At 41.1% G+C, this 25,482-nt stretch carries 11 protein-coding genes; 8 read left to right on the top strand and 3 right to left on the bottom strand.

Annotated features, from left to right (window positions below):
- Positions 1-35: 35 nt before the first annotated feature.
- Positions 36-4,496, top strand: a complete 4,461-nt coding sequence (locus NST80_RS03185; protein ID WP_342504634.1) for an accessory Sec-dependent serine-rich glycoprotein adhesin — start codon at positions 36-38, stop codon at positions 4,494-4,496.
- 263 nt (positions 4,497-4,759) lie between these two features.
- On the opposite strand, the gene NST80_RS03190 is transcribed toward NST80_RS03185, so the two are convergent.
- A complete protein-coding gene (locus NST80_RS03190; protein ID WP_002886916.1) occupies positions 4,760-5,380 on the bottom strand; it encodes a MurR/RpiR family transcriptional regulator in 621 nt (206 codons plus the stop codon).
- Positions 5,381-5,820: 440 nt separating this feature from the next.
- Here NST80_RS03190 and NST80_RS03195 point away from each other — a divergent pair, with 440 nt between their 5' ends.
- The 7 genes from NST80_RS03195 to NST80_RS03225 all read left to right on the top strand — a co-directional run bounded on the left by NST80_RS03195 (position 5,821) and on the right by NST80_RS03225 (position 19,709).
- On the top strand, positions 5,821-10,170 hold the full coding sequence (locus NST80_RS03195) for a glycoside hydrolase family 70 protein (RefSeq protein ID WP_183138145.1): 4,350 nt from the start codon (positions 5,821-5,823) through the stop codon (positions 10,168-10,170).
- A gap of 781 nt (positions 10,171-10,951) precedes the next feature.
- Positions 10,952-14,935 carry a hypothetical protein gene (locus NST80_RS03200; RefSeq protein WP_183138146.1) on the top strand — a complete coding sequence of 1,328 codons (3,984 nt, stop codon included), beginning with the start codon at positions 10,952-10,954 and terminating at the stop codon, positions 14,933-14,935.
- A gap of 146 nt (positions 14,936-15,081) precedes the next feature.
- Positions 15,082-15,645, top strand: a complete 564-nt coding sequence (locus tag NST80_RS03205) for a sugar O-acetyltransferase (protein WP_164373249.1) — start codon at positions 15,082-15,084, stop codon at positions 15,643-15,645.
- 122 nt (positions 15,646-15,767) lie between these two features.
- Complete coding sequence (locus tag NST80_RS03210) at positions 15,768-16,178, top strand: MarR family winged helix-turn-helix transcriptional regulator (RefSeq protein ID WP_183138147.1); 411 nt, start codon at positions 15,768-15,770, stop codon at positions 16,176-16,178.
- 25 nt (positions 16,179-16,203) lie between these two features.
- A complete protein-coding gene (locus NST80_RS03215) occupies positions 16,204-17,589 on the top strand; it encodes an MFS transporter (protein WP_164373251.1) in 1,386 nt (461 codons plus the stop codon).
- Positions 17,590-17,755: 166 nt separating this feature from the next.
- Positions 17,756-18,514 carry a CPBP family intramembrane glutamic endopeptidase gene (locus NST80_RS03220; RefSeq protein WP_183138148.1) on the top strand — a complete coding sequence of 253 codons (759 nt, stop codon included), beginning with the start codon at positions 17,756-17,758 and terminating at the stop codon, positions 18,512-18,514.
- Between the two features lie 181 nt (positions 18,515-18,695).
- Positions 18,696-19,709, top strand: coding sequence for a hypothetical protein (locus NST80_RS03225; RefSeq protein WP_073688665.1), 1,014 nt, complete (start codon positions 18,696-18,698; stop codon positions 19,707-19,709).
- Positions 19,710-19,818: 109 nt separating this feature from the next.
- On the opposite strand, the gene NST80_RS03230 is transcribed toward NST80_RS03225, so the two are convergent.
- Positions 19,819-22,698: a glucosyl transferase gene (locus NST80_RS03230; RefSeq protein WP_070579141.1), complete on the bottom strand. Its 2,880-nt coding sequence runs from the start codon at positions 22,696-22,698 to the stop codon at positions 19,819-19,821.
- A 263-nt stretch (positions 22,699-22,961) separates the two neighbouring features.
- A complete protein-coding gene (locus NST80_RS03235; RefSeq protein WP_164373255.1) occupies positions 22,962-25,202 on the bottom strand; it encodes a glucosyl transferase in 2,241 nt (746 codons plus the stop codon).
- Positions 25,203-25,482 lie beyond the last annotated feature (280 nt).

A 25,482-nucleotide genomic window follows, 5' to 3' on the forward strand; every position in this document is an offset into this window, starting at 1 on the left:
GCTAATAAACTAGCTAAAAATGAAAAGGTGTATATATGTTTTTTAGAAGAAATGAGGGTCAGTACCGAGAAACTGATCGTGTGACACGTTTTAAATTGGTAAAGTCAGGGAAACATTGGTTACGTGCCGCAACCTCTCACTTTGGGCTTTTTAAGATAATAAGTGGTCGTGTGGATGCGTCATCTGTATCAGTTCATCAAGTTGAGGAAGAAGTACCTTTAGTCACAAGTGACAGACTTTTAAAGGGAGTAGCCGCAACAGGAGCTCTACTAGGTGGAGGAGTAGCGACTTATGTGGTTCAAGCTGATGAAGCAACAAGTCCATCAGCGGTAGAGCATACGGTTAGTCCTACGACAGATGTTTTGGCAGCTTCTGATTCAGCGGTTTTGGGTCATTCTGGAGCTATTACAGAATCTGCAGTCAGAGGAGATGTTGTTAGCCAGTCAGCCTCAGCCACAGATTCAGTATCAAACTCAGTAGACTCAGTCTCACTATCGCTATCGGCAAGTCATCAGGCTTCTGCGTCAGTATCAACAAGCCTTTCGACCTCAGTCTCAACCTCTGCTAGTACGTCAGCTTCGACAAGTGCGAGTGAGTCAGCCAGCACCAGTGCTTCGGCTTCACAGAAAGCTTCGGAATCTACTTCAGTTTCAATGAGTGGCTCAAAGGCGACAGGGCGAGCCAGTGAGACATCAAGTAGTCATGTTACTGCTACGAGCCAGACGGGGTCTGAGAGTGGTGCAGGCTCAATGCGTTCAGAAGGCTTAGATACCAATGAGGCATCACGTTTATCAGATTTAACACCAAGAGCGTCAGTACCGACAGTCTCAGCACAAGCAGCAGAAGTAGCTTCAGAAGCTACAGCAGTAGCTAATACTGCTGTGGCGGTGAGTATTGAGGCGGATAAGAAGCGTCAAGAGCAAGAGGCAAAGCTTACCTCACTGTCTACTGAAATTGGAACCTATCTAGGGAAACTAGGCAATCGTGAAGGAGCGGAAAGTGCCCTTCTAAAAGGAAATGCTACGATTGAAGCGATTCAAAATGCTTTGACAGATCCAAACGCTGACCTCAACGCCCTTATCTCTGAAGCTACTAGAACACGTAATACTGTGGTCAATACAGTGTTACGCGCAAGTTCTGGTGCTCGTGATTACCGGAATGGAGCACGGATTACTGCTGCCAATACCTTACGTGCATCCTACGATACAAACGCTTCACTGGGAAATGCAACCTATGATCCTAAGGCGCATTTGATTGTAACCAATAAGAATCAATCCACCTACTTTAAAACAACTGGAGATGCCTCTTTAAGTAATGGGATTTTGACCTTGACGCCTAGTGCGCCAAGTCAGGCAGGTGCCTATACCCTAAACACGAAGATTGATATGAACGAAAGTTTCACTCTCACAGGGAAAATTAACCTCGGAGAGGCTTACGAAGGTCGTAATAACAATGGTCATGCGGGTGGTGATGGAATTGCTGCGGTATTCTCAACAGGTGCTATCGGAGAAATTGGAAATGCCAACGGTAATGGATCAGGTGCCAGTCTTGGGATGGGAGGAGATAACCTCAAAGGTTCTTTCGGTTTCAAACTAGATACTTGGCACAATACTGGTGCGCCTAAACCTGAAAATAAGGCCTCTGCTGATCCTAAGTATTCGGGTTATCTAAAAGGAGCTTTTGGAGGCTTTACTTATAACTATAATGGATCAAATAGTACGGCACGTGGAAGTGTTTACCCTGTTATCCGCACCATTACGAAGTTAAATGGGGAAGGTCCTACAGATAATTCATTGAAGGACTATAAGGTTGTCTATGATGGGGATACCAAGGTGATGACAGTCACCTATAATGGACAAACCTGGTCTATGAATCTAAACAATGATCCCATAGCTGTTAATAGTGATATGCCTGTTGATGGTCATCCAAATGCAAGTGCCCTAAAATATGAGAATAAGAGCAGAAGCCTCTTGCAAAATGCGGGTTATCCTGATGAAATGGCCTTTGCCCTCTTTGGGTCGACGGGTTCCGGTTATAATTTACAGCAATTCCAGTTGGAGAAGTTTGATTATTCAGCTCAGGGTGCCTACATTACAGTGAAATTCATCGATGCAGACACTGGGGAAGAGATTCCTGGAAAAGATGAAGTGTTGATTCAGAAAACTCCTGGAACAAATGTAGATTTGGGAGAATACCTTGCTATTAGTGGTTATACTCTAAAAGCGACAAACGTTTCTACGGCTAAGGGCTATCTTTTTGGTAACACTGTGAAAGTTGTTACGGGTAACCAAGGAATTACCTATGCTTTCCATAAAATCAGACAAAACGAAATTTACACAGCCTCTGCCAAAGCAACAACTGTGTACACGTTGCAGGGTGAAACAGCTTCGGATCTTTCTGATGTAAGTAAATTTGTGACGGTTGCTTCAAATGAAAGTACAACACCTGCTGCCTCTGGTTATAGTCTGGTTTGGTCAACACCGATTTCAACGACTACTTCGGGGAATCAAACAGCTGTTGCAAAAGTAACCTATTCAGACGGTTCTGTGCAAACCGTTAATGTGAATTATAAGGTTTTACCTAAGATTGAGGCTAAAACACCTATTTATGATTTTAAAGGTCAAAATCTTCACAATGGTTCAAATGCAGATGCGTATCTCACATCTGATGTGACAGACCAATCTTACACAACCAAATGGACCAATAACTCTACATCTTCAACAACGACAACTCTGCCATTGTCAACGGCAACGGCAGGTGAATTTAACTATACGATTACCCGAACCTATGATGTTGGTCGTTATGGGACAACTTCAAATAGTTCAGAGTTGTTGGTGAGTACAACTACTCTTAAACATAAAGTTATTGAGGTGAAGGGTGTTTCTCATACATTTGAACAAGATGTTGATGATGAGGATTATTATAATAGCTATACGCCAAGTGAATGGTATAGTACAGATTCGGTTTCACAATCAGCCATCTTATCTGCAAATTTTGTCAGCTCAGACTTACCAGATATTAGTACTCCTGGACAACACTATTATTCTGTTAGATTTACAACCTTACCTGACGGGACAGGCCTAAGTAGCACTTATGAATTGGAGGTACCCTATACAGTTACCCCTAATAGGGATAGTATGTCAGCCTCAACCAGCGCCAGTGAATCCGCAAAAACATCAGCATCAATGAGTGCCTTAGCGAGTGCCTCGGAATCAGCAAGTACCAGTGCTTCGGAAAGTGTGTCCACAAGTGAATCGGAAAAAACCTCTGAAAGTGTTTCAGCTTCACACAGCGCATTAACGAGTGCAAGTGAGTCCGCCAGCACGTCGGCGTCACAAAGTGCCTCAACCAGCGCCAGCGAATCTGCAAGTACAAGTGCTTCCATGAGCGCTTCAACCAGTGCATCAGAATCAGCCAGCACTTCAGCATCGCAAAGTGCTTCAACGAGTGCCAGTGAATCCGCAAGTACTAGCGCCTCACAAAGTGCCTCAACAAGTGCGAGCGAATCCGCAAGTACATCGGCCTCAATGAGCGCATCGACAAGTGCCTCGATGAGTGCCTCAACGAGTGCGAGCGAATCCGCAAGTACCAGTGCCTCGATGAGTGCCTCAACAAGTGCAAGTGAGTTAGCAAGTACGTCAGCATCGATGAGTGCCTCAACCAGCGGCAGTGAGTCAGCAAGTACCGGTGCCTCAATGAGTGCTTCAACGAGCGCATCAGAGTCCGCAAGTACGTCGGCATCCATGAGCGCTTCAACAAGTGCGAGCGAATCCGCAAGTACGTCAGCATCCATGAGTGCCTCAACAAGTGCGAGTGAATCCGCAAGTACCAGTGCTTCCATGAGTGCATCAACAAGTGCGAGCGAGTCAGCAAGTACGTCAGCGTCCATGAGTGCGTCAACCAGCGCCAGTGAGTCAGCCAGCACGTCCGCATCGCAAAGCGCCTCAACCAGCGCCTCAGAGTCCGCAAGTACGTCTGCCTCCATGAGTGCGTCAACCAGCGCCAGCGAGTCAGCAAGTACGTCGGCATCAAGCTCAGTTATCACAAGTATGGGAGAACCTGCGATTCACTCCCTTGACAGTGTTGATATTAATAGTGTTATTGTTTCTGATTCGATTAGTGTGTCAGTATCGGCCTCGATTTCTCTATCAGTAAGTGCTTCAACTTCAGCAAGTACCAGTGCTTCCATGAGTGCATCAACCAGCGCCAGTGAGTCCGCAAGTACTTCAGCGTCACAGAGTGCCTCAACGAGTGCAAGTATCTCTGCATCTCAAAGTGTGTCAATCAGTGCTAGTGATTCATCACCTACGTCTGTAGCTAGTGCTTCAAGCTCTGAAAGTATGTCTCCTAAGGATCATACTGAAGCCAAACAACTTCCGAAGACTGGAGAAACTGAATCGTCGTTAGCTACACTCTTCAGTGCCTTAGCGACGGCAACTGGTCTTGTCTTTCTTGCCAAACGGAAGAAAGATGAAGAAGAGGACGAAGATTATTAGTATTTTAGGATTGTAATAGTCTTTACAATGCTCAGATAAGCACAGTAAAAAACACCTTCATGTTAGATATGCAGTCTAGCTAGGAGGTGTTTTTTGATTTGGAGATGTTGTGAAAGTTTCAAAAACAAACAGCAACAATAAAATAGAAAAAGGAGGTCAGCTTTAACTGACCTCCTAATTTAGTATTACATTTTACCTGGATGAGCGACGTTGTTGCTCTGTTAGAATGACTTCAAATAACAAGTTTCCAACCAAATTGAACATCAAATGCGAACGCAGATTTTCACGTTTTTTGGGGCATCATAGACAAAAATCATGTGATCACTGATTTTAGAAAGTAGGTGATTGCCTAAAGTAGTAATAGTTAAGACAGTTGCCCCATGTCTTTTGGCTTGTAAGATACTGTTATTGACATCCTTGCTTTTTCCACCGAGTGAGAAGACGATAATGACGTCCTGAGGTGTCACAATAACTTTAATACGTTCAATACTGAATTGTTCAAAATAATCGTTGGTCCAAATGTTGATCAGTTTCAATTTGCGGTTGAAGTCGGTCATAGGCATGTAACTAGATCCCACGCCGATACAGAAAATACGTCTAGCCTCAAGAATCTTATCTGCAAAGCTTTGGAAATCTTGCTCTGAGAGGATGGATAAGGTATGTTCGAACTCGACGTGGAGTTGTTCTTTGAGTTGTTCAAAGGAGTTATGTTCTAATTTGGCTTGATTCTTCTTAAGTTCTTTTGATAAACGCAGGTCATACCGTAGTTCATTATAGGTCTGGTAACCTAGTTTCTTGCAAGCACGGATAACAGTAGAAGAAGAAATAAAGAGTTCATTGGCAATAGCCTTGAGGGTAATATTTTCAACCTCTTCCTGACGCATGAGATAATCTATAACTTCCTCTTACAGCTCAGTAAGTAGTGAATGGCTTAGATAGTTAGAATTTATTTTCAGTATGAGAAATTATCCTAAAAAAGACATCATCTCTACAGCCTGATATATTGCTTAAGTTAGTGTTTTTAAGTGTTTCAAGAGGAGAAGTCTTAAGAATCTGGTCTTTTTCCATTAGATTCTCTTGGATTAAGGTTAAAAGCAAAAAAGCTTATCAAGAATAATTCTAAATAGCTATAGTTTCCCAATTCTCTTTCCCTCAACGATAAAAAATGAATATTTTATATTTCTAAATACTCATCAAAAACTAATATTATTAAAACAACAAAAGGACTTTTCTAAAAAATATGAAAATTTATCGAATCTTATTGAAAAAAAGCTTTCAATGATTTAGAATGAAGCTATAAATGGGAAAAAGGAGTCTTTTTATTATGGACAAAAAAGTACATTATAAAATGCACAAAGTTAAGAAACAATGGGTAACCATCGCAGTGACAGGTTTGTCTCTCGGTGCAGTCTCAGCGGTTTCTTTAGGAACTAACGACGGTGTCGTTCAGGCAGACGAACATACGGATGCTACTGTAGCCATCCCCGATATTACTGTTGATACGGGTACTGTATCTAACGATACAACGGCTGCTCAGGATCCAACTACAGCAGTTGCAGCGACAAACGATGTCGCAACTGACCAAGCAACTCCAACAGCAACTTTCGATTTGACAACTGATACAACAAATACAGTTGCAGCGAATGCTGTTGATACGGTAGCGACTGTCGGTACTGATCGTGCGGCAACTACAAACGATACAACAGCAACCAATGATACAGCTGTTGATACAACAAATAACAATACTACAACTGACACAACAACAGTTACTGATCGCGCAGCGACAACTGAACGTCGTGCGACTGGTGCTCGCCGTGGTCCTACAGGAGGCCGTCGTGCTACCCCAGTTAACGGCAATACAAATAATGCCAACAATACTGTCACAGTAGTAAATAACGACCTTCCAGCAACTAATAATGTCGTAACTGATGGTCCAAGCCACATCAAAACTATTAATGGAAAACAATACTACGTTGAAGATGATGGCACTATTCGTAAGAACTATGTTCTTGAACGTATCGGTGGAAGCCAATACTTTAACGCTGAAACTGGTGAATTGTCTAACCAAAAAGAATACCGTTTCGATAAGAACGGTGGAACAGGTTCATCAGCTGACAGCACAAACACAAACGTTACTGTAAATGGTGATAAAAATGCCTTTTACGGTACAACTGATAAAGATATCGAACTTGTTGATGGTTACTTCACTGCCAACACATGGTACCGTCCAAAAGAAATCTTGAAAGATGGTAAAGAGTGGACTGCCTCAACTGAAAATGACAAACGTCCATTGCTTACAGTTTGGTGGCCAAGCAAGGCTATCCAAGCGAGCTACCTCAACTACATGAAGGAGCAAGGTCTCGGTACCAATCAGACCTATACGTCATTCAGCTCACAAACCCAAATGGACCAAGCAGCACTTGAAGTTCAAAAGCGTATTGAAGAACGTATTGCGCGTGAAGGTAACACTGACTGGTTGCGTACAACTATCAAAAATTTCGTGAAGACCCAACCAGGTTGGAATTCAACTTCTGAAAACCTTGATAATAATGACCACTTGCAAGGTGGTGCCCTTCTCTATAACAACGATAGTCGTACAAGCCATGCTAACTCAGATTATCGTCTTTTGAACCGCACACCAACTAGTCAAACAGGTAAACACAATCCTAAGTATACTAAGGATACAAGTAACGGTGGTTTCGAGTTCTTGTTGGCAAATGATATTGACAACTCAAATCCAGCGGTTCAGGCTGAGCAGTTGAACTGGCTCCACTACATCATGAACATCGGTACTATTACTGGTGGTTCTGAAGATGAAAACTTCGATGGTGTTCGTGTCGATGCCGTGGATAATGTCAATGCTGACCTTCTCCAAATTGCTTCAGATTATTTCAAAGCTAAATATGGTGCTGATCAAAGTCAAGATCAAGCCATTAAACACTTGTCTATCTTGGAAGCATGGTCTCACAACGATGCCTATTACAATGAAGACACTAAAGGTGCCCAATTGCCAATGGATGACCCTATGCACTTAGCATTGGTATATTCACTCTTGCGTCCAATTGGTAACCGCTCAGGGGTTGAACCACTCATTTCAAATAGTTTGAATGACCGTTCTGAAAGTGGTAAAAACTCTAAACGCATGGCTAACTACGCCTTTGTTCGTGCTCACGATTCAGAGGTACAATCAATCATTGGTCAAATCATCAAAAATGAAATCAACCCTCAATCAACAGGGAATACCTTCACGCTTGATGAAATGAAGAAAGCCTTTGAAATCTACAACAAAGACATGCGTAGTGCTAACAAGCAATACACACAATATAACATCCCATCAGCATATGCCTTGATGCTTACGCATAAGGACACTGTGCCACGTGTTTACTATGGAGACATGTACACAGATGATGGTCAATATATGGCTCAAAAATCACCATATTATGATGCTATCGAAACCCTCTTGAAAGGCCGTATCCGCTATGCAGCCGGTGGTCAAGATATGAAGGTTAACTACATCGGTTATGGTAATACTAATGGTTGGGATGCTGCAGGTGTCTTGACATCTGTACGTTATGGTACAGGGGCTAACAGTGCTTCTGATACTGGTACGGCAGAGACACGTAACCAAGGTATGGCAGTTATCGTTTCAAACCAACCTGCCCTTCGTTTGACAAGCAACTTGACAATTAACATGGGTGCGGCTCACCGTAACCAAGCTTATCGTCCATTGCTTTTGACAACAAACGATGGTGTGGCTACTTACTTGAATGACAGCGATGCTAACGGTATTGTTAAATACACTGATGGCAACGGTAATTTGACATTTAGTGCAAATGAAATTCGTGGTATCCGTAACCCTCAAGTTGATGGTTACCTTGCCGTTTGGGTACCAGTAGGTGCTTCTGAAAATCAAGACGTGCGTGTAGCACCAAGTAAAGAAAAGAACAGCAGTGGTTTGGTTTACGAATCAAATGCTGCCCTTGATTCACAAGTTATCTACGAAGGTTTCTCTAACTTCCAAGACTTCGTTCAAAATCCATCACAATACACTAATAAGAAGATTGCTGAAAATGCAAACCTCTTCAAATCATGGGGTATCACATCATTCGAATTTGCACCACAGTACGTTTCAAGTGATGACGGTAGCTTCCTTGACTCAGTAATCCAAAATGGTTATGCCTTTACAGACCGTTATGATATTGGTATGAGTAAGGACAATAAGTACGGTTCATTGGCTGACTTGAAAGCAGCTCTTAAATCACTCCACGCTGTAGGTATCTCAGCGATTGCTGACTGGGTTCCAGACCAAATCTACAACCTTCCAGGTGATGAAGTGGTTACTGCAACTCGTGTTAATAACTATGGTGAAACTAAAGATGGTGCAATCATCGATCATAGCCTCTACGCTGCTAAAACACGTACCTTTGGTAATGACTACCAAGGTAAATATGGTGGTGCCTTCCTTGATGAATTGAAACGTCTCTACCCACAAATTTTTGACCGCGTTCAAATCTCTACTGGTAAACGCATGACAACTGATGAGAAGATTACAAAGTGGTCTGCTAAATACATGAATGGTACTAACATTCTTGACCGTGGCTCAGAGTACGTACTTAAGAATGGCCTCAACGGTTACTACGGTACAAATGGCGGTAAGGTTAGCCTTCCAAAAGTAGTAGGAAGCAACCAATCAACAAATGGAGATAATCAAAATGGTGACGGCAGTGGTAAGTTTGAAAAACGTCTCTTCTCTGTAAGATACCGTTATAACAATGGCCAATATGCTAAGAATGCCTTCATCAAAGATAACGACGGAAATGTTTACTACTTTGATAACTCAGGTCGTATGGCAGTCGGAGAAAAGACTATCGATGGTAAACAATATTTCTTCCTCGCTAATGGTGTGCAATTGCGTGATGGTTATCGTCAAAACCGTAGAGGTCAAGTATTCTACTACGACCAAAACGGTGTCTTGAGTGCAAATGGTAAACAAGATCCAAAACCAGATAACAATAACAATACATCAGGCCGTAACCAATTCGTACAAATTGGTAATAACGTTTGGGCATACTATGATGGTAATGGTAAACGTGTGACAGGTCACCAAAACATCAATGGTCAAGAACTCTTCTTCGACAACAATGGTGTCCAAGTTAAAGGGCGTACTGTTAACGAGAATGGTGCTATCCGTTACTATGATGCTAACTCAGGTGAGATGGCTCGTAACCGATTCGCAGAAATCGAACCAGGTGTTTGGGCTTACTTCAATAATGATGGTACGGCTGTAAAAGGTTCACAAAACATCAATGGTCAAGACCTCTACTTTGATCAAAATGGCCGTCAGGTCAAAGGTGCTTTGGCAAACGTAGATGGCAACCTTCGTTACTATGATGTAAACTCAGGTGAGCTTTACCGTAATCGATTCCACGAAATTGATGGTAGCTGGTATTACTTCGATGGTAATGGTAATGCTGTCAAAGGCATGGTTAATATCAATGGTCAAAACCTCCTCTTTGATAACAATGGTAAACAAATCAAAGGTCATTTGGTTCGCGTGAACGGTGTTGTTCGTTACTTTGATCCAAATTCAGGTGAAATGGCTGTCAACCGTTGGGTTGAAGTGAGTCCAGGATGGTGGGTTTACTTTGACGGTGAAGGCCGAGGTCAAATTTAATCGTTTCTAAACTGTATGAACCGAGACAGTAGTCTCGGTTTTTATGGCATGTTTGGATTTCGTTAAGGATTTGGTGATGACTGAAACTAGTGATTTTAAAACTATTTTGAGTTAGTCATAATAGTCTGACAGTGGTCGTTACATCTGCAATCCCTTGAATAAGTCATCATGCAAAAAAAGTTATTAATTATTTACAACTTAATACGTGAAAGTTGAGAAACTAGGGAGTCTCATTAAATGGTTCCAATCTATTGATGAAGCATCAAAGTCATTCTATACTAAAAGCAATACTAGTTAACTCTTAGCATTTCATAGTTGAGGGCCAGGTACAGACTTTTTCTGTGCCATTCTCTTAGGTTCTTTCCTTATAAACTAAGGTAAGGTTCTAGCCTTTCAAAGATGAGAAGTAGTTGTGATAGTTTATAGTGTATTTCTTAAGAGAGTGTCTTTAGGGAGAAAAAACTCCATTAAAGACTCGTCATTTATCATATCGGTGTAGTCTCATTTTGATGCCACTTTCGTAAATTATTTGATAGATATTACACATTAAAACGCTATTTTTTCACTTAGGGGTTAAAATGATTAAAGTTCTTACACCTTACTTGTAAAAATTCGATTCTCGTATTATAGTATATATAAGAGATATCAAAAAATTTAATTTTTTGATAAAAGCTTGTTAGCTTCTCTGAGGGAAAATGGAATCTTAATAGAAAAGATTTCCATGAGAACTTGGCAAGTATAGGATTTTATTTCTCATAAAAAGAAGAAAGGGGGAGTATTTTTGAGAGCCTATAGGGAAGATGCGACTGAAGCAGCAGCAAGAACTGCCGAAGAGCATGTCGCACACGGATCAGGGAACACTGATTTAGTTGATACTATAGATCTTTCTAAATTATTGACTAGCCCAAAACGTCACTCTGACCACCGTGCCCCCTCTCCATTAGATTTTGCTAGAGCTGACGAAGCTCTCTTTGATAGTCATGCCCAATCGGAAACCGTGAGGATTCCATCTAAGCAAGAGATTATTTTTCAAGGAGCGGATTCGCAAACTCCAGATTCTGAAGTCATGGAAAACCATGTCTTTACGGGAACTAGAGATAGGAAGACTGGTTTAATCGAATGGGACAAGGACAGTTATACCTATCCTAAGATACCGGTACCAGTTGTCCAGGGCTATTTCGCTGACCAAAAGGAAGCGGGTTTTAACGTTGTCACACCCTATGTGCCAACGGTAACGGAACATGTGACCTATAGGAAATTGGGACGCATTATCCCTGTGACAGAAGATGGGGAATATATTCCAGGTGCTTTGACTAAGCAGTATAACAATAACAAAAAAGATCCACGAAAGGCGGGTGAGACAGCAACACCAGCTGTTCAAGATTATATGACAGATATTAAAAGTGTAGTACCGAACAAACCAGGAGGGGATACTCCGGTTGTGTATCGTAAAATTTTCAAGAAAGCCAGCATCACTTATATTGATGAAACTACCGGAGCTTACTTGGTTAGTGACCAGTTGACCGGTGAATTGGGTGAAGCGATTGAATACGGAACAGCAACACGTATCAAGACTTTCAAGGACATGGGATATGACTTGATTCAGGACGAATTCCCTAAAGATGCCATTTTTGATGACAAGGATATTGATGATCAAGAGTGGTTTGTCTTCTTGCAACACGATGATGCCAAGATAGGGCCTGACCATGAACAAGTCCCAGATACTCCAATCAATCCTAATAATCCAGATGGACCAAAGTGGCCATCTAAGTATGCTTACGAGAAAGAAGTAAGCTTCACAGTCTTTTACAAGAGTACCGATGGCAATGCGGATTTGCCGGATGCCGATGTGCAAAAGGCTTATTGGGTCCGTACCCTTACCTTTGACAAGGTTACAGGTGAGCTTGTTGATGAGACAGAATGGTCACCAAACAAGACCAAGTATTATGACATCTATGCACCAGTTGTTTTAGGCTATTTTGCAGATAGAGTAGAAGTTAAAGGTAGAGAGGTTACTGAAGATAACATCGAAGAAACCATTACCTACGTTCCACTTGGTAAGATTATTCCTATTGATGCGAATGGACGCCTGATTCCAAACGTTCCAACGCCAACCTTCAACAACGATGCCAATAACCCAACTAAGGTTAGTGAGACACTTGTTCCTCACATTCCGGGTTACCGTCCAATGCAACAAAGTGTCATGCCTGAGAGCTTGACAGACGATATTCTTGTTGAGTACGCTCCAATCCTTGAAGATGTAACGCAACCAACCTTGCAAACTGTCTTCTTCAAAGGTGCTGGAGAAGCAACACCGTCTGTTAATATTCAGTCTGACTTTACCTTCACTGGTAAATACAACCAAGCAGAAGACACTTACACTTGGGATCAAGACAGCCATACCTATGCTAAGGTTAATGTCCCAGTTATCGAAGGTTACTATGCGGACAAGGCTGTGGCTGGTATGCAGGTTGTTACACCTGATAAACCAGAAGCCACAGACAGTGTTGTCTATAAAGAACTCGGTAAGATTATCCATGTTGATACCTTTGGTAATCCAATAGCGGATGCAGAGCCAGTTCATTATGCTAATGATCCTCAAGATGCTACGCAAGTTATTGAAACACCAGCACCACAAGTTGCTGGCTACCAAGCTGAAAGTGAATTGGTATTGCCAATTGACCTCAGCATGGACCAAACCTTGGTTTACGAACCAATCTTGGATGATATCACGCAAGATACGAAACAAACGGTTACCTTCCAAGGTGCAGGCTACAAAGATCCAGTTATCAACATTCAAGATAGCTTCAGCTTCCACGGTAAGTTTAACCAAGTGGAACAAACAAGCACTTGGGATCAAGACAGCTTCACTTATGATGTTGTAGAAGTTCCAGTAGTTGAAGGCTTCTATGCAGATAAACGTCAAGCTGGTGGACTTGAAGTTCGACCAGACCTTCCAGAAGTGGAAGATACAGTTACTTACACAGAACTTGGTAAGATTATTCCAGTAGATGAGTATGGTACACCAATCGAAAATGCACCTACTCCAAGCTACAACAACGATCCTGAAGATCCAACCATGGCTATGGAAACAGTCGTTCCAGATGTTCTTGGTTACATTTCTGAAAAGGCCTTTATTACTCCAGAACACCCAGGTCAAGATACCAATGTGGTTTATGCTAAGGATGAGCAAAAAGCTATTATCCTTTACATGAATGAGCTTGATAAGTCAGAATTGACTCGTGATGTTGTTGTCGGAAGCTCAGGTGAGAAGATTGACTACTCTACTGATGAACAAATCGCAAACTTGCTCAAACAAGGTTATGAACTTGTCAACGATGGTTATGCAGAAGCCTTTGACCACACTTACAACGGTGATTCTGACTTTGATCAAGTCTTCGAAGTGGTTCTTCGTGAACGTTTGGTTCTCATCGACCCAGATATGCCAGCACCAGTTGCAGGTGAAGTCGTAGATCCAAACGATGTGAATAGCCCAGTTTGGCCAAATAGCGTAGAGATGCTTGAAAACCGTGCCGATGTGACACGTACCATCCAGTATGTCTTCGAAGAAGGTGGTTTGGCTAGCGACGACTACGTTGAAGTTCTTGATTTCAAACGTTTGGCTAACGTTAACCTTGTGACAGGTGCTATCAATTATGAAGCATGGTCAAGTACTCAAGCTGGCTTCTCAGCTGTTCCTTCACCAGAGGTTGTCGGATTTACACCAGACCGTATGGAAGTCGCTGAAATGACAGATGTTTCTGTGGAAACACCTGAAATCATGGAAGTGGTTACTTACCTCAAGGATGCTCAGAAAGCTACAGTCACTTATGTTGACGGTACAACTCGTAAGAAACTTGAAGTGGTCGACTTGCTTGGTAAATCAGGTGAAGTGATTGACTACTCAACAATCGAACGTATCAAGTACTATAGCGACCGTGGTTATACCCTTCTTGCTGATGGCTTCACAAACGGTGTGATCTTTGATGGCGATTCACATGTTGACCAAAACTTCATGGTTACCCTTCGTCATGGTACCGTTCAAGTAGGTCCAGATAACATCCAAGAAGCTGGTACACCAATCAACCCAGCAAATCCTGATGGTGCCAAATGGCCAGAACGCGAAAGCTACATCAAAGATGTAACCTTCACAGTTCTTTACACATCTAGCGATGGACAAGCAGAACTTCCTGCCAATAACATCCAAACTGCTCAATGGACACGTAGCTTGACTATTGATAAGGTTACAGGTGAAGAGCTTGGCTCAAGCTACTGGACTTCAAATAAAGGTCAGTTTGAAACAGTCATCACTCCGGAAGTAGAAGGCTACAGTGCTGATAAGGATAAGGTTGAAGGTAAGACAGTAGGTCAACGTAACCTTGAGGAAACCGTTGTTTATATCCCATTAACAGGCGATATTAACGGTAAACCTAAGGAAGACAAGGCAGACGATATCGTTGTTGAAGAAATCCAAGACCTAGAAGTTCTCGACCAAGTCGAAGAGCAAGTCGAAGCTCATGATGGACCAGTCACTTATGGACCAGGCGATGACTTTGAAGCACCTGTTTCAAGTCAAGCTGAGGGTAAAGGCTCTAAACACAAGATGCCAATTAATCTCTCAAATGAGGAAGAAGCAAGCAAAGGTAAGATTGAAGAAACCATCAATATCGCAGGCTTCACCGTATCGGTAACAGGTCTAGGACTTGGCCGCAACGGACGTAAAAAGAAAAATAAAAAAGATCACAAAGATCAAAAGGACAAATAATATAAAGTCCTGAATGACTCAGGCATGCCCAGACAGAAAGAAAATCTCAAGTTGCTTAGTGCACTTGGGATTTTTTTGTGGTCTCACTTGTGGTAACATCACTTCTATACTACAATATAGGAAAACAATCATAAAAGGAGTATGCCATGCCAACTGAATATGAAAAGATGATTGCAGGTGACTTTTATAAACCTAGCGATCCTGAGTTACGTGCCCTAGCAGCCAGCTCAAGAGAAAAACAATGGGCCTTCAATGCTGAGCCTGACCGTCTCAAGAGGGCAGAGATTGTCAAATCTTGGTTTGGTTCGACTGGTGAAAATGTTGCCATGAATCCTCAGTTCGTTACGGATTACGGTGTTAATATCCATATCGGTGAAAATTTTTACTCTAACTGGAATTTGACCATGCTGGATATCTGTCCTATCACGATTGGTGACAATGCCATGATTGGCCCTAATTGTCAGTTTTTGACGCCCTTGCATCCGCTTGATCCAATCGAGCGTAATTCAGGCATTGAATATGGTGCTCCAATTACGATCGGTGATAATTTCTGGGCCGGTGGAGGCGTGACCATCCTTCCAGGAGTGACCTTAGGGGATAATGTAGTTGCTGGAGCAGGAGCCGTTGTGACTAAGTCCTTCGGTGACAATGTTGTTCTAGGTGGAAATCCGGCGCGTGTGATTAAGGAAATTCCTGTAAAGAAAGACTAAATATAGCAACTCAAGGATTCTAGGTCCTTGAGTTTTCTATTTTTTGAAAGAATCTATTGACTTGAGCTAATAATTCTTCTATACTGCTAGTTAGCTAACAATATAGTTAAGGAGTCATTTTTTTGGACCATTTTGGACGCTTGTTAAAACAAGCCAATAACAGTATGATGCGTCATTTTGACCAGTTTGCTAGGCAATATGATTTGACTGGAAATCAGATGGCTGTCATTGATTTTATAACCAATCATGCGGATCAAGAAGTCTTTCAACGGGACATTGAGCACGAATTTGAGATTCAGCGTTCGACAACGACAGTGCTCTTACAGCGAATGGAGAAGAAAGGCTTAATTGAACGCCACACATCTTCAAAAGATGCTAGGCAAAAGGCGGTCGTTTTAACGGATAAAGCCCTCAGTATCGCTTCTGCCTGTCAATCTTATCTTCGAAAAGAGGAAGAAGAGTTTGCCCAGCAATTTTCAGCTAAAGAGAGAGAAGTCTTTCTCAAGATTTTACAACACTACCGTAATATTTAAGTTTATTTAGGAGGAACAAATACTTATGTCAGACGAAAAAATCTCCACCAAGGTCCTGTGTGCCATCTTTGCGACAGGAATCCTTTCATTTTGTGGAGTAGCTGGTGAAACAGCTATGAACATCACCTTTCCTGTATTGATGAAGGCATTCTCAGTCAATACGTCAACCGTACAGTGGGTTACAACCATTTATCTCCTAGTGGTCGCTTGTGTGGTTCCCTTATCTGCCTATCTCAAGCGCTCGTTTAAGATGAAAACCATCTTTCTGGTCGCAAACCTTTTGTCTATTTTAGGTGTCCTCATCGACTTTATAGCGCCTAGTTTCGGCTTTGTTGTTTTGGGACGATTGGTTCAAGGGATGGGTGTTGGTTTTGCCCTACCTCTCATGTTTAACATCATTTTGGAGCAGGTACCAAGTCGTAAGATTGGTTTCATGATGGGAGTTGGGACACTGATTACAGCCGTTGCTCCAGCCATTGGACCGACTGTTGGTGGTCTCTTGACAGCGCACTTTGGTTGGCGTTCTATCTTCCTCGTCCAGTTTCCTATTCTCTTGGCTTCACTGATTGCAGGGATTCGCTCAATTGAGCAAAAGAGTGAGGTGCAACGTGAATCTTTAGATTTCCTCAGTCTACTAGCTACTATCTTTCTTTTCTTGGGTTTGATTTTAGGTCTTCATGGGGTTGCTGACCATGCTTTCGTTAGTTTCTCAGTTCTTGGTTGGCTTTTGATTGGTATCTTAGGTCTTGTCGTTTTGATTTGGCGTTCAACAACATTGGACAAGCCTATTATCAATCTCTCCATTTTGAAAAATCGTAAACTGACAGGTCATATCATCGCTTTCTTCTCTTTCCAATTGGGATCCCTTGCGATGAGTTTTCTCTTGCCAAACTATGTGCAATTGGTTAACCACTCGAATACAACTTCTGCAGCTTTAATGTTGCTTCCAGGTGCTATTATCGGTGCAGGATTCGCTCCATTCTCAGGTATCATTTTAGATAAGATGGGAGCACGTAAACCGATTCTTATTGGGGCTACCCTTATCGTACTCGCTCAGTTGTTATTTAGCTTGTTTGGTCTCTCTCTTTCCAATACGTTGATCCTCGTCTTTTACATGATTTTTATGACGGGGCTTGGCGTTTCCTTTGGTAATGTCATGACCAATGGACAGAAACAACTGTCGCTAGATCAACGTGCTGATGCCAATGCCATCTTTAACACGCTCCAACAATTTGCAGGAGCAGTGGGAACAACGTTAGCATCTCTAATTGTTGCCATGAGTCAAGCTAATCACAAGATTGGCTTTGCGCAAGCAACAGCTCAAGGTAGTCGAAATGGCTTTATGGTCTTATTTGCTTTAGCCATTTTCCAACTCCTTGTCTTAGTTAGCGTTGTCAAAAAGAATGATTAATAAGGTGTTTGAAGCAAAGGAAACATGCTTTCCCTTGCTTTTTCTTTCCTTAAATGAAATACTAATCTTACTGCAAATTTTAGTGTTACTTTAAGGTTTATGACTTATAATAACCTTAAAAAATAAACCAGTCTTCGATGAAGATACTAGAAAGAAGGGAAGGACCATGTCTTTACTTAAGAAAATTTATCCTGAGCAGCCGCTCAAGGAACTGAGATGGTTTGATATCGGTATTGTTACGCTGATTATGTTTGGTCAGTTTATTGTCCGTTCGACACAGATGTATTTGGCGAGTTTGTCTCCAAACCTTTCCACGGCAGTCAGTGAGACATCAACAAATACAGCCAGTGAAGGAGCAGCTTACTCTAGCAATTTCACCTTGCAGATTATCCTCCTAGCCTTAGCGATTATTTATCTCTGGATACGCCATTTTGACTTTAAACAACTGCCAATCCGTCTAAAGTGGTCTGTTCTCTTTTGGGTACCCTTTATTTTCGCTATCATGGGCTTATTTGCTGATATGGTAAGTACTTTATCAGGACAATATAATTATTTTAGTCCTCAAGTTCTAGCATTTATTAGCCCTATGGCTGTGATTGATAAGTTTATGGCTTTGTCACCTATGGCGATTGCTTATGGGTTGCTCAACGGTTTCTACGAGGAATTTTTCTTCCTAGGACTCTTGACCTCGGTTAAGGACAAGTATAAGTGGTTGGTCTTACTCTTTTCAACCATTGTTCGTGTGTCCTTCCATACCTATCAGGGCATGCTATGGGCTCTGGTTATCGGTGTGGCCTTTGGTCTCCTCTATTATTTCCTTTATAAATACAAGGTTAAAAACTTGCTTCCATTTTTCCTCGTTCATGCCTTAGCAGATATGTTTGGCTCGAGCTTAATTTATCTCTTGGTAAACTGGAATTATTAGTCAAACAACTCCCTTCGTTTAAGTACGAGGGGAATTTTTGTGCTCAATTAACCCAAGAAAAACTCTAAACGAATAGCTGATTGTAATGATTGTTGATTAGGAAATGATTTGATTTTTATTAAAAATATGAGATAATAGATTTGGACTAATTTTTAAACAGCAATTTTAGAGGGAGACAATGATGTCAAAACGACTATTTTCGGATGAGCCGAATGCCCCCAAACCCCTTAAGGAGCTTTTCTGGGAAAATGCAGAAAAAGCTCGTATGGGGGAATTTTGGAAAGATAAAAAGAGTTACAGAGAGCTCTCAGAAGCCACGGGGATTCCGTCAGGAAGCCTTCGGATGCTCTTTATGAACAAGCCTAAGGGAAATATCCCAAAGATTGTAACTATTACTAATGGTCTGGCCAAGGTGACTGGGAAAAACATTACACTTGGAAAGCTCTTAGCTCGAGACAATCAGTATGAAGTTTTTGAGTTTCCAAGAGATCCTGATCAAGTCACCCAAAACTTGTGGCACAATATTCGCAAGAAGCTGGAAATCACGGAAGATATGGATGAGGGAGAAGTCAGAGAACGTATGACAGCATTTGTAGTCTCATCTGGTATGGCTCAAACCAACTATAACCTAATCAATCAAAAAGGAACGGTTTCGCTTGATACTTTGGAAAAATTTTCAAAAAGACTTAGAGTTGAGCCTTATGAATTGTTGGCTACCATCAGACGAAGGGAGATTATTGATAGGGATGACTTCCCTATTCCTAAGGAAAATGTTAGCGACTACCACATCGATATTGGTAAGCTCAATACTTTCATTAAGCTCCAACCCTACTCGCCCAACGGTCAAGAGGTAGCCTCTGCAGACTTAAGCCCACAGAATCTTTATCATTATTATTCAAAGGGAACTATCGGAGATATGCCCATAAAAACGGCCTATAAGTTTAAAAGACTTGTGGATATCTATGAAGCAGAATATGGTCCCCTTGAACCTTCAAGTCGAGTTTTAGATGTCAAGGAACTAGAAAGATTCCTTTATAGTGGTATGATTACTGGTTATGCCATTGCTAAGACAGGGTTGATGAATGCGACCAATGGAAATCTCTATATCAAGGGCAAACGTCCTATCGAATCCATGCAACTGGATCGTGCCTTCGGTCTCTATAAACACCTAAAAAGACTGAAAAAGGACCAATAAATTCTTTACCTAACAAAAAGCCAAAATCAGAATGCTGATTTTGGCTTTTTGTTTGTTTTTTTATCTGTAAGACTAGTAAGAATAATTTTAGTCAATTTTCGGACTTATTTTACAATTGTTTCGCACGTCCATTTTCATCAAAGTGATAAGTCACACCATTGATGGTACGTGTTTGGTTGGTTACGAGCTCACCAGAGTTTTCATCGTAATAACGAGTACCCTTGTAGTCTGTAACGAAATTGCCTTTAATTTGCTTACCTTGATAATCAAAGTAGAGGTGTTGACCATTGATGACTTGGTCAAAGATAAGAGCCTTTCCATCGTTACCGAAGTAGTACCAATTGCCCTTCCAATTGAAGAATTGATTGGTTACAGCAGCCCCAGTCTCAGCGTCGAAGTAGTAGACAGGATTGTCATAGGGTGAACGGTTATAGTTGAAGAAACTATAAGGTTTCACCAGCTCTCCTTTAACTTGTTCGCCCATTCGGTATTTTGTTGCGACGGGATTACTGAAATAGTAGAGATTACCATCTATTTTGGCAAGTCCTAATACTTTATTTCCTTCATCATCTAGGTAGTACCAGTTACGTCCAGATTTAACAAAACCTCTTTGTCGTACAGCAGCCCCAGTCTCACTATCATAGTATGGTTCGTAACCGTAAGGTCCGAATTCTCCTCTTAAAACTTCCCCATATCCTGTAATAAAATAATCCTTACCGTCAATTTTTTTATAACCAGAACTTATCTTATTATCATCGTCAAGATAGTATAATTTACCACCAGCCTTTATAAATTGCTTACGAGGGGCTTCGTGACGAGCACCAGAGTCTTTATCGTAGTAGTAGCCTTCTGCGATTGCGTCTTTAGCTTGTACTCCATAAGAGTCAAAGTAAACGTGCACCCCATCAATGGTTTGTTCACCTTTAAGGATATTCCCCTCCGCATTAGCGTAGTACCAGTTTCCATTGTGGTTAAAGTATTGACCTTTTACAAGAGCTCCAGAATTTTTATCATAGTACTTAACTGGGCTAGTATAGGAGTTTGCTTTAACCGCATGCCCATTACTATCGGTAAATTCTCCTTTAATTTGATTGCCATAATATGGATCAAAGTGAACCTGTACCCCGTCGATGGTTTGATCGCCTTTAAGGATTTTTCCTTCTCCATTAAGATAGTACCAGTTATCGTTGATGTAAACGTAGCGATTGGTACCAAGGTCTATTTTAGCACCAGAATCTTTGTCGTAGAAGTAGCCGTCATTACCAAAGACACCTTTGGCTTGTTTACCATCATAAGGGTCAAAGTATACAGGAACATTGTTAATGGTTTGAGAACCTTTAAGCCGTTTACCGTCATTGCCTACGTAGTACCAGTCTTTGTCGACTTGGACATAACTATTGATTACGAGAGCACCAGTAGTACTGTTATAATATTTTTTGTTACTTGCGAAATTTCCCTTAACCTGAGCGCCAGTTTTTTCGTCAAAGAAGTATTCAATGTTGTCGATGACGGTCGCTCCTTTAATAGCCTTACTATCTGCTCCAATGAAGTAGGTCTTGTCATTAACGGTAACGAAACGATTAGTAACTAGATTTCCAGAGTCTTTATCGTGAAATTGATTTTTATAGTCAAAATCTCCTTTAACTTGTTTACCTCCATATTCAAAATAAACGTGAGCTCCATCAATAATGTGTTCACCGGTTAAAATTTTTCCATCGTTACCGACATAGTACCAATTGTCTCTGATTTGCACATAACGATTGGCACCAAGATCAACACGATTACCGTCCTGATCGTAAAAGTAACCATCATCGCCAAAATTGTCGAAAACTTGGCATCCCTCGTATTTATCAAAGTAGACTTGTTTACCATCAATTGTTTGAGGACCAGTTAACCGAACTCCTTGGTCGTTAACATAATAACGTTCATTTCTATGTCTGTAGGGGTTGTAGGCGATGATATATTGGTTAGTAGCTAGAGCACCAGTATCTTTATCATAATAGCGTTCATTATTGTCAGTACTATCTTTAACAAAATAGCCCTTAACTTGAACACCTCCTTGGTCGAAGTAAACCTTAACGCCATCGATGGTTTGTGGTCCCTTTAAAATAGCACCATCATTTCCAGCATAGTACCATTCCCCGTTTAATTCGAAATAGCAATTTGTTCCGAAATCCACTTGTTTTCCGTTTTCGTCGTAATAACGGTTATCAGAAGCAAATCTACCCTTAACTTGTTCACCATACTGATCAAAATAATACCACGCTCCATTAATTTCCTTGGGTCCGATTACTTTATTGCCATTTTCATCTAGGTAATAGGTGCTACTGTAACTATCAACGAATTTATTAGTAACAAGAGCACCAGAATCTTTGTCATAATAGTGACCGTCCCAGGTAAATTCCCCTTTAACCTGAACACCACCTTGATCGAAGTAAACCTTAACGCCATCAACAGTTTGTGGTCCAGTCAGGTCTTTACCGCTAGCATCCTTATAATGCCAGTATCCATACTTATCGCTGTAGTAATAACCACCAGTGACGTTTGTTTCCTTGTTCGAAGTTTCGTTAACTGAAGCTGTCTCACTGGCAGCTCGGTCTGTAGATACAGCTTCGCGTGTTTGGCCAGAGGCTGATTCTGAAGGAGCTTGGCTTTCACTTACAGTTGTTGAAGCTGTTTCACTGGTAGTTTCAGAGCTTGCAACAGAAGTTGTGGCTTGTTCTGAGTCATTTGTAGTGCTTTCAGTGCTAGCAACTTTTTCAGTAGTAGCAGGAGCTTCAACAACCTTAGTTTCTACGAGGTCTGCTGTGGTTTCTACATTGGCAGTGGTAGCAGCAGTCACATCAAGGTTTGATGCGTTGTCAGCTTTAGCTTCTTCAGCGAAGGCAGGCTTTGCGATGAAGGCAAAACCTGCAAGAGCAGTTGCACATGAGAATGCAATCAGACGTTTTTTGGACCTAGGTCCAGTAAAATTAGAATGTACTTTCATACTTTTTCCTCCTTTTTCCTAAGTCTTATTATAGCGCTATTTTAGAGACTTTCAAGGAAATATAAGAAATTTAGACAAAAATAAGAAAACGATTACATTATAAAGTGACTAACAAGGTAAATGTCACAATTTTAGTAGTCATAAGAGTTTAAAAAAATCCAGGACTTGAGTCCTGAATTTTAGGAGATTATGAAAAAGAAAAGTTTTAGAATGATTATAGTATATAGAGGAGATCCTAAAGTTTTCTTAAAGTAAGGGATACCTTAAACTTTAGTCGCATTACCATTTTCATCAAAATGATAAGTTACACCTTTGATAGTACGTGTTTGGTTGGTGACTAGTTCACCAGAGTTTTCATCGTAGTAGTGACCATCTGGTGCAAAAGCGCCTTTAACTTGTCTACCATGATTTGTATCGAAGTAAAGTTTTTGCCCATTAATTTGAACGGCACCGGTAGCTGCTGTACCATCACCGTAGAAATAGTGCCAAGCTCCTTCCGTAAAGACAAAGCGATTTTTGGCAGCCTTACCAAATTGATCGAAGTAGTAGATTTTACCATTGATGTAATTAATACTATCCTGCCACATGTCACCTAGTTGGGTGTATTTATAGGCACCTCCTTGACGGAAGTAATATAAATCACCATTGATTTCATGAAGTCCAAGGACTTTTTCACCTTTCTCGTCAAGATAGTAAGTTAAGCCTCTGTTATCTTTAACAAACCCAGCTTTGGTTACTTTGCGACCATTATCTTTATCGTAGTAGTACTCAGGCATATATACGCCATCTCGACCAAAATCACCTTTGGCTTGTACCCCTCGATAGTTGAAGAAGACATCTTGTCCATCGATATTTCGAGGTCCCTTGACTGGTTTACCATCTTTACCTACATAAAACCAATTACCCATGTATTCAACATAACGATTGGTTACAAGGTTTCCTGAATTAACATCGTAGAATGCGTATAAATCACCGTAAGAATTACCATAAGCCCCTTTGACCTGTTGACCGTTGTCACGGAAGAACACTTTTTGTCCATTGATAATTTGAGCTCCAGTAAGGTTGTCTCCATTTGCGTTTTTATAATACCAGTTTCCGTTATCATCACTATAATAACCATTTGGGTTAGGAGCATCCGTACCGACACCATTTTCATCAAATCGATAGGTCATACCATTAATTGTTAGAGTGGTGTTAGTGACGCGTGCTCCAGAATTAGGATCATAGTAGCGAAGAATACCATTGTCGAGAACAAGCTCTCCTTTAGCCTGACGACCATTGGCATAGAGGTAAACGATTTGACCATCTATATTGGCTTCACCATTCTGAGGACGAATAGCATTTCCATCTTCACCATAGTAGTACCAGCCATCATTTTCTTGGACATAGCGGTTTTTAACGGCTTGACCAGTAACTGAGTCAAAATAATAGCGACGTGTAATATTAATAGGAGTACCATAACCGTAAGAACGTGGTGAATTTTGACCTTCTTCTAGTAAAATACTGATTCCCTTTTGTAGGACGCCGGTATCAACAGGAGAGGCAGCTTCACGTGCTTTGAAATAGTAGATGTTACCATCAATTTCACGTATTCCTGTAAATTTAGAACCATCGTTCTTGATGTAGAAAGTTTGGCCTTTTTTATTCTGAACTAGACCTTCTTTTCGGACCCTTGCACCAGAGTTAGGGTCGTAATAGAAGGTTTGATCTGGATAACTATAAGATTCTCCACTAAAGTCACCTTTGATTTGAATACCATCATTATTAAAATAAACTTCTTGACCATTGATAGTTTGTTCGCCTGTTAGTGGTCGTCCAGTAGCATCTAAATAATACCAATTGCCCTTGTATTCTAGGTAACGATTGGTTTGAAGTTGACCAGAATTATCATCGAAATAACGACGTAGATCACCAGACCAATAGAAATCTGGCCCTTTAATTTGTTTACCATCTTCGCGGAAAGAGACACGTACACCATCAATGGTTTGGTCTCCAGTAAGGTTTTTACCGCTGGCATCTTTATAGTACCAGTTGCCTTGGTCATCACTATAGTACTGACCACCAGTGACGTTTGTTTCATTAGGTACTGAAGCAGTTTCACTGGCAGCTCGGTCTGTAGTTACAGCTTCTCGTGTTTGGCCTGTGGCCGATTTTGCAGGTGCTTGGCTTTCGCTTGCAGTTGTTAAAGCCATTTCACTTGCAGTTTCAGAGCTTGTAGCAGAAGTTGTAGCTTGTTCTGAAACATTTGTGGTACTTTCAGTGCTAGCTACATTTTCAGTAGTAGGAGGAGCTTCAACAACCTTTGTTTCTACGAGGTCTGCTGTAGTTTCCACATTGGCAGTGGTAGCAGCAGTCACATCAAGGTTTGATGAGTTTTCAGCTTTAGCTTCCTCAGCGAAGGCAGGTCTTGCTATGAGGGCAAAACCTGCAAGGGCAGTTGCACATGAGAATGCGATCAGACGTTTTTTGGACTTTTGTCCAGTAAAATTAGAATGTACTTTCATACTTTTTCCTCCATTTCCTAAGTTCTATTATAGCGCTATTTTAGAGAGTTTCAAGAAAAAATAAGAAATTTAGATAAAAATAAGAAAACGATTGCATAAAAAAGAGAGTGAATGGCAAATGTCACAATTTTAGCAGTCACAAGAGTTTAAAAAAACAAAAAAATCCAGAACCTATGCCCTGGATTTAGGAGATTATGAAAAAGAAAAGTTTTAGGATGGTTATAGTATATAAATTAAATCCTAAAGTTTTCTTAAAGTGGTAGAAATATTTTGTCTTTCC

Origin of the sequence: Streptococcus sp. FSL K6-1323 (assembly GCF_038630745.1) — a bacterium.
GTDB classification, from domain to species: domain Bacteria; phylum Bacillota; class Bacilli; order Lactobacillales; family Streptococcaceae; genus Streptococcus; species Streptococcus salivarius_D.